6 protein-coding genes and 1 tRNA gene are annotated in these 7,198 nt (G+C 59.0%); 4 read left to right on the top strand and 3 right to left on the bottom strand.

Features of this window, described 5'->3' with window-relative positions; translation table 11 throughout:
* The first annotated feature begins 184 nt into the window (after window positions 1-184).
* The 4 genes from MMB74_RS26565 to MMB74_RS26550 all read left to right on the top strand — a co-directional run bounded on the left by MMB74_RS26565 (window position 185) and on the right by MMB74_RS26550 (window position 4,025).
* A tRNA-Ala gene (locus MMB74_RS26565) sits at window positions 185-260 on the top strand.
* A gap of 756 nt (window positions 261-1,016) precedes the next feature.
* Entirely contained in the window at window positions 1,017-1,271 is a 255-nt protein-coding gene (locus tag MMB74_RS26560) for a helix-turn-helix transcriptional regulator (protein ID WP_346780724.1), read from the top strand.
* A 26-nt stretch (window positions 1,272-1,297) separates the two neighbouring features.
* Window positions 1,298-2,986: a hypothetical protein gene (locus tag MMB74_RS26555; protein WP_277431593.1), complete on the top strand. Its 1,689-nt coding sequence runs from the start codon at window positions 1,298-1,300 to the stop codon at window positions 2,984-2,986.
* Window positions 2,964-4,025, top strand: a complete 1,062-nt coding sequence (locus MMB74_RS26550) for a 4Fe-4S binding protein (RefSeq protein WP_277431592.1) — start codon at window positions 2,964-2,966, stop codon at window positions 4,023-4,025. Before MMB74_RS26555 ends, MMB74_RS26550 begins: the two co-directional genes overlap by 23 nt.
* Here the strand turns inward: MMB74_RS26550 and MMB74_RS26545 are convergent.
* The 3 genes from MMB74_RS26545 to MMB74_RS26535 form a co-directional block, all read right to left on the bottom strand.
* On the bottom strand, window positions 3,979-4,851 hold the full coding sequence (locus tag MMB74_RS26545) for a site-specific DNA-methyltransferase (RefSeq protein WP_277431591.1): 873 nt from the start codon (window positions 4,849-4,851) through the stop codon (window positions 3,979-3,981). The genes MMB74_RS26550 and MMB74_RS26545 overlap by 47 nt on opposite strands.
* Entirely contained in the window at window positions 4,848-5,894 is a 1,047-nt protein-coding gene (locus MMB74_RS26540) for a DNA methyltransferase (RefSeq protein WP_277431590.1), read from the bottom strand. Before MMB74_RS26540 ends, MMB74_RS26545 begins: the two co-directional genes overlap by 4 nt.
* Window positions 5,895-6,280: 386 nt before the next feature.
* Window positions 6,281-6,883 (bottom strand): hypothetical protein, encoded by a 603-nt coding sequence (locus MMB74_RS26535; protein WP_277431589.1) that lies wholly within the window; start codon window positions 6,881-6,883, stop codon window positions 6,281-6,283.
* Window positions 6,884-7,198: the final 315 nt, after the last annotated feature.

Genomic DNA, 7,198 nt, shown 5'->3' with positions numbered 1-7,198 from the left:
GCTCCAACACGCGCAGCCGCCCAATCTCGCGCTCGCTCATAGTGAGTTCCATCCGCGCCTCGCTCGATCATGATCGAGCGGACATTTTTACTTTGCACGGAGCGGACATTCTCACGTTGGGCTAACAGGCTTCCAAGGGGGCTTGTCAAACCCCATAGCCCCGTGCCAGAATTGCTGCTTCGTTGGGGCGGTAGCTCAGCTGGGAGAGCGTCGCGTTCGCAATGCGAAGGTCGTGAGTTCGATCCTCATCCGCTCCACCAATAAAATCAAAGGGTTACAGGCGATTTGCCTGTGGCCCTTTTGTGTTTCTGTGGCTCGGTAATCAAATTTGGTCTATCTCGCTCCACCAGCGAATGGTTATGCGCCCCGTCCTATCTCGGTGCGGCTCTAGCGTTCTCTTCAGTCGGCTATGTACGACAATCCGTTGATTCGGCCGGGGCGCCGTCGGGCTTGGCGTACCACCAGCCTGAGTTTACGCACTGGAACGAAGCGGTGCTTACGGGCGGCGGTCGCGCCCGTCACGGGCAGAGGAAAGAAGTCAACTTCATTCTCTGTCATCGGTTGCGTCCGCAAGTTGTAGTTGCGGACGCAGGCCGCGCCCAATCAGATTGGAATTCTAAGTGCGCTTAAATTCGCGCTTACGGGGACCGTTGCCTACGTGCCTGCGCTAATAGCCAGTGGAGTCGGCTGTCCGAATCCAGGATAGTTCGTGCTACATAAGCCCCTGCCGATGGTCAGCGATGAGCTCTGTATCAGCGCCAATCTTGGCGGAGGGTGTCAACATCGGTCCTGTGGCTGGAATTCGAGGCATCGAGAATCCACGACGAACTAGACGTTCTTTTCTGGACCATGCGCCATTTCGACTCAGCGCACGACTGATCGTCGCCAGCACCTAGTACCGGACGCGTTTCTGGGCAAAGACTCTGCACCTCAATGCGAGGTATCTCGAAAATGCTACCCATAGTCTGTAGCACCAAAATCTGCGGCCGGAAAAAATTGGCGCTTTGATTCTTCCGATGATGCCGCGCCGTCCCGAGTCCGCTCTTCTTGAGATCCTGGCAGAGAATATCCGGTCATTCCGCGCTGAGAGAGGGCTCTCGCAGGAGGCCCTGGCGGATCTTTGCTCGCTCCACCGAACCTACATCGGTTCCGTCGAGAGGCGGGAGAGAAACGTGACCATCGCGTCCTTGGCCGTACTGGCTGGCGCGCTCGGCGTAAGTGTCCCGGAACTGTTGACGCCGAGGGAACATGACAAGAAGAAAGCCCCATAGCGCTGGCCCCCGATTGAGGGACTGAGATGCTGCGCATACCCAACCCGGGATCTGATGTCGCTATGTTTGTGCGGATATTCCGTGATCTGCACGCTATCCTCAAAGATAGGGAGGACTTCGATCTCGATGACATGACGCTCGCGATGCTTGAGCGGAACAACGTGTCGTCACAAGGGGCGTTTGGTCATGAAGCCCTCCGCCGGTCGACTCGAGAAGATCGTTCCCGCGACCCGCTCTATAACCAATCCAAGATGTACGCCGAGCTTTTCCGCACGCTCGGCTGGTTGCAATCGACCGCGGGAGCGTTGCGGTTCGCATTCTCGTGGCTGGGCGAGCACGCTGCGTTGACGCCGGATCCGAGGCGGCTGACGGAAGAGTGTCTGCTTGGTATGGCGTATCCGAACGATGTCCTCGGCGTACAGGGGGAGCACTCGATACGTGTTTTTCCCACCATCCTCAGAACTGCGCTCGCTCTTGGTGGTGACATCACTCGCGACGAGATGATTGTCGGGCCATTGAGCATCTCAGACGACAGAGACCCAGACGCAATTGCGTCAATGATTGATAGGCTGCGCTCTTGTCGTTCAGAGTTCGGCAGGCAGGCCATTGAAATAGCGAACCTGTCTGCATCGCGTCGGATTTCCCACGTGACCATGGGGAACTACACGCGCTTCCCAATTGCGGCGATTCAATGGGCCGGTTGGTGTGTCAAGACTTCGCGCTCCATGTTCACCCTGACGGACGCGGGGCGCGAGACGCTTGAGCGTCTCGCGACGCTCCGCGACGTAAGAGTCTCCGACTTCAAAGGGCTGCCGGACGGTGCCAAGGCGCCATTCATGCGCCTCTCCGCACACCTGATGCTGGCTCGTGCCGGCTTCGACGTTACGTCCGCCTGGGAGGGGATGGCAGAGGACAGAGCGGCTTTGTCCGACTTGGGGGTGCCGACGAATCCGGAGCCGCTGTTCTCGCCATTTCAACAGATAGCAAGGCGCGAGGTCAACGCCGCATTCCCGCACTTGGAACGCGAGCCCAATTGCACTGATGTAGCGGCAACGCCGCGCCTTGTCGCAGTTGCAGCGCCGGGGCGCACGCGTGAGAAGGCGATGATCTTGCCGGTTCCATCGGCTGCTGCAGTCGTCAGGGACGACGAGACTTCTTCGCTCGAGCGAGAGCTTCTGGCCGATTTTAAGTTGGAAGGGGCGCATGCTGCTGCAGTTGAGGCATTTGCAAGAAGGCACTCCAACGATAACCAGGATGTTTTTTATCCCTTGGTTGCCGCGTTGCTCCGCATTGTCGGGTTTGAGTGTCGGACTTCCCGTCGCGGGGTCAATTACGACAGGGCCGACGCCATGATTGTCGACGCCACAGACAGCATTCCCATCGAGATCAAGTCACCTGGCGAGGAGAGAGAGCTTTCGGTCAAGGCGATTCGCCAGGCAGTGGAAAACAAGATCATCCTGCTCTCGCGCAGGCAGTTCGCAACTACCCGCGGCACCACCACGCTGGCCATCGGCTTCAATGCACCTAATGAGCGATCCGAAGTAAGGGAACTGATTGGCGACGTGCATACCGCCTACGGCTTTAACGTCGGCGTCCTTGACATCAGATCACTTGCCGCCCTCGCACTGACGGCGGTGTTGGGCGGGACAAAGCTGTCCCTGAACGGATTCACACAAATGAAGGGAGTGGTTGATGTCGCGGATCTTCTTCTGTAACGACGGCGCTTCTGTCCCGCGTAGATCGCTCGGCAGAGGGCTCGTCCCGATTTCGATCGAGGTCTCCCCGGGAGAGCGAGGTGTTGTGAGGTTCTCCGATGGGTCGTCGTCCCAGGCGTCGTGTCTGCGGTGCGTCGATGCGCCTTGCATGTTCTTCGGCGATGCTGAAGTAGTGTCGGCATCGCTGCCTGATTTCCCTGCCGACCGAAACCCGACCGTCTGTCCAGCGGGGGCTATGTCCCGCGCAGACGGTGGGGCGCCGTCGATTGATCCAGATGCCTGTATGTTGTGCGGCGTTTGCGCAACGCGCTGTCCTACTGCAGCGATCAGTATGATTCCGCATGCTGTAGTGGACGACTTCGCCCGTGCGGCCTTTCCGGAGACGTCGGAGGCAGCATCTGCAGACGCCGCTCTTGTGGCATTAGCTGCGGCCCCAAGAACTGGGGAATTCCTTATTGAATCAGACGCCGTTGCAGAGCACCTGAGAGAAAAGCTCGTCTCAGCTTGGGCGCGGGTGGGAGACCGCTTCCCTGATCATCTTGCCCGGAATTTGCTTATCGCGGCCGGGTGTGGGGCCGCAATGCGGCGGAAGGGCGATGTATTCGCCCGCATGGACATAGTCCTCGGATCTCCATGGCCCAATTATGGGTGTGCTGAGGCGGAGTTCGGCGATGTGGCGGTGCTGGATGCGCCACGCGACCTACTTGACGACGTGGCCGTGTTGGTTGGGAGGTTTGGCAGAAATCTGGACTCGGTGACGACGCTCGTCGTCACCGATATTCTGCCTAACCGCCGTTCCGAATACTGGCGCATTGTGCAAGACATAAGAAACGTGCTCGACATCAAGATCGGTACAGTAACCGTGCTCGCCCTGTGCCTACTGGTCTGGCGCGGCGGCAAGTTATCCGATCTGCCGCCCTACCTGTTTCACGTCGACATTGATACTCCGTCCTACAGGACTTCGGTGCTCGAGCCGCTCCTGGGGCGAAAACTCAGAATAGGCTCAGTACTTCGTTCGTCGGTGGAGGTGGCGAAGTAATAGGGGCATCGCTGAGCCACTCCCCGAAAGCCTCCGGCGGAACCCCGGGGGCCACCCGGCCCTCGTTCCATGCGGCGATGCGATCCTCTGCGATCTCGGCGTACGCGGAGTTTAGCTCGAATCCGAGATAGCGCCGCCCCGCCATACGCGATGCAAGACATTCCGATCCGCTACCGACGAACGGGACGAGTACGAGTTCCCCCGGGTTTGAAAAGTGCCGCACGATTCGCAGTGAGAGAGGTATTGGCTTTTGCGTTGGGTGATTCACCTTTTCGGGGGCGAACCTACGCCCTGCGAGAACGGGGAACCGCCAGATGTCGCCGGCCATGCGACCTTCGGGATTTGGCGTCCACGATTTCCCATTCTTTGTGACTTTATGCTTCAGGCGCTCCGTGCTCTTGTAAGGTTCCCTGATTGGATGATAGGTGTACGAGTCGCCCTTGCTGAACCATAGTAGCGGTTCGTAGTGGGCGGCCAGCGATTTCGTGTATCCAGCGAAGCCGTTCTCGTAGCTCCATATAATCTGCCGCCGATAGGTCAAGCCGAGACGGTAAAGCTCACACTGCACCCAGCAGAGGTGTCGATGGATGCCGTAGACGAAGATGGCGCCACCCGGTCTTAGAACTCGCTCAGCCGCGGCTAGCCACGCGTGGGTCCATTCGATCCAGTCCTTCTCGCGTTCAGTCTCCTTCCAAATGCCGAAGTCCTTCCCGAGGTTATAAGGTGGATCGGCGACGATTAGATCGACGCTGCCTTCCGGCAATGCATTCATACCGTCAATGCAGTCGCCGATGATAATGCAATCCGTTTGAGAGCCGTTCGTCATGTCAGCGCCTTCGGCTTGCGCCGGCGTTTCACCTTTGGCTCACCATCGGCCACCGCGGCCTTTGCCTTTTTGTCCTTCGCGTTCTGGAGGATCAGGATGAACTGGTGGTGAATGTTCGGAACGTAGGCGTACGGGTACCCGTATGGGAATACCCGCTTGTGTCGCTGGTAGAGCACCTTGAGACCGCGCATTTCGAGGCCATAGGGCTGGAGGGCGGCCGCGAGGTCGGCGTGGAACATCACGTATTTGGACTTGTCTCGAAAGTCCGACACGACGACAGCCATGTGCTTGCCGGCCTTGAGTGGTCGAGCACAGGCTCCGAGGATCGAGGAGAGCTCGGTTATAAAGTCGCCGTATTCCTTGACGTTACCAAGGTCGCGGGGATCGTCGCCGTACCGGGTGTCCAAATCCTTTTCTACGCGCTCCTGGCGGGCCTTGTGATCTTCCTTGTGCAGAATGATCCAATAGGGGGGCGACGTGACAATGAGATCAACCGAGTCGTCCGGCAATTCCTTGACCAAATCTCGGGCGTCGCCAAGGCGGACGTCCTGTGAGTCCTCTGCCCATAGGTCACGTACCTCGGATCGAAGTCGTTCGCGGGCTAGCTCCGCGTATCGCGGGTTGAGCTCGAACCCGATGCCTTTTCGGCCTTCCGTCGCGCAGGCTTTGAGCGTCGACCCGACGCCGACAAACGGGTCGAGCACCGTTTGGCCACGTTTTGTGAAAAACTTAACCAGCCGCGCCACGTCTGTGAACGAGAACGGTGCCGGATGTTCGCGCTCGATGCGAGCGTCCGGATGATTCGCCCCGAGCCCGCGCTGAGTCCAGACCGAAACGGTTTCTGGTAGCCACTCCGTCGATGTCAGTTCGTTGAGAGCGTTCCTCGGATCCACGGTTTTAGGTGCGATTTGCACTTCCGCGACGGTGTCCGCGCGTTCCGTCTTGGGCTTGCGGCCACGCCTCTTAGGGGCTTGCGCTAGAGGCCCCATTCCGGGTAGCGTCGCCCCCTCGTTTTCTGCATCAACCATTTCGGTCTTTTCCATTCTTTCCGATTCCCTCGCGCCACCGGCGCAATAAAGCGACTGCCTCGTCCTCGCCGAGCATCGCCAATATATCAAGCGCGACTCTAGCCCCGGCCGGTCCGCGTCCGTGCAGATAATCCACGTATGCGCGTTGGCTGACCCCGAGCCGCGCCGCCATCTCGGCTTGGCTAATTCGGCCGCTCTCAGCGGCCTCGATGCGGTGGTGAGCTTCGCGGAGGATGGCTCCCAGTCTCGCGGCCGCGGCTCCGTCGTGTGCTTTCATGCGTGATTTGTGTAAATTTTCGCGCAGTTCGTGCGCATTTCTGCGCAAGAGTATACGTACAGGGAGGCATGTTGGCTAGCGATATGGAGGAATTTTCTGCTCCTATTCGCGTACCCCCTGCAATCTACGAACAGCTCACTTGGTCCATTTGAATCGAACTGGTTCTGGGAGCATGACTTCCTGCTGTTAGCTGAGGCTCAGTGGCGTCACGCTTGGATCGAGCAAGTACGTCGTCCGCTGTTGCGATCGCTAAGGCAATGAAATCGTGTTCTGGCATTTCGTCAAACATCCGCGGAAACGGGAGGTAAAGCTTCACAATCCAGTCTTTTCCGCTCTTGCGCGCGGCGTACGGGTGCAGGATCTCGCCGTCCGTTGCCCGCCGATCAATGCGCAGTACGCCTTTATTGGGATATGAGGGCGAGGAGCCCTCGAGGCGCGCGCGCATCATCTGGGTGACGACCTCGTGAGGAAAGCCAGGGTGGCCCGATGTATCCGCTTCCTCGATCGCAGCACGAATGGCGTCGTATTCCGTGAGATGGCAGTCCGCCATCTCATGTTCGTCAAACACCTCCTCCGTCGCTACGTAGGGCGGCCCGCGATACCAGTTCGGATCGTCATGCGTTAATGGGATGGCGACGATCGTGCGAGTGCCGACATCGGTGCAGCGCCAGCGGAAGCCGGCTGTGCCGAGGAATTCCAGGCCGATGTGAAAGTCGGAGTGCTTCATGGCTCGCGGGGTAGGCTACGGGAATGACTATTGTGCCAGCGCCGTGGCCGCGCTCTCAGTCGGACGAATCTCGATTCGCGCGAGGCTAATCAGTTTCGTCTTATCGGCGGGTCGCACGAACCCCTCAATCTGTGAGGCGCCGACCGCAGACAGGTAAGCGGGCTTGGCCGAGCTATATGGCGATCGCAAGATCACGAAACGCGCCACTCAGGCTGTCCTGCAAACCCAGGGTAACTGGGGAGTAGTTCAGCGCGTCGAGCGAGGCAGCGTATGAGCGCTTCCCACCGGTCCATCGCCCGGCGTATGGGCGGGCGG

It is taken from the genome of Trinickia sp. Y13 (assembly GCF_029522115.1).
Taxonomy (GTDB): domain Bacteria; phylum Pseudomonadota; class Gammaproteobacteria; order Burkholderiales; family Burkholderiaceae; genus Trinickia.
This window is presented reverse-complemented; position numbering and strand designations above follow the sequence as displayed.

What these genes read in the sequence shown, in the direction of transcription:
- MMB74_RS26560 (WP_346780724.1), top strand. Translation starts at nt 1,017, where the DNA reads ATGATGCCGCGCCGTCCCGAGTCCGCTCTTCTTGAGATCCTGGCAGAG.
- MMB74_RS26555 (WP_277431593.1), top strand. Translation starts at nt 1,298, where the DNA reads ATGCTGCGCATACCCAACCCGGGATCTGATGTCGCTATGTTTGTGCGG.
- MMB74_RS26550 (WP_277431592.1), top strand. Translation starts at nt 2,964, where the DNA reads ATGTCGCGGATCTTCTTCTGTAACGACGGCGCTTCTGTCCCGCGTAGA.
- MMB74_RS26545 (WP_277431591.1), bottom strand. Translation starts at nt 4,851, where the DNA reads ATGACGAACGGCTCTCAAACGGATTGCATTATCATCGGCGACTGCATT.
- MMB74_RS26540 (WP_277431590.1), bottom strand. Translation starts at nt 5,894, where the DNA reads ATGGAAAAGACCGAAATGGTTGATGCAGAAAACGAGGGGGCGACGCTA.
- MMB74_RS26535 (WP_277431589.1), bottom strand. Translation starts at nt 6,883, where the DNA reads ATGAAGCACTCCGACTTTCACATCGGCCTGGAATTCCTCGGCACAGCC.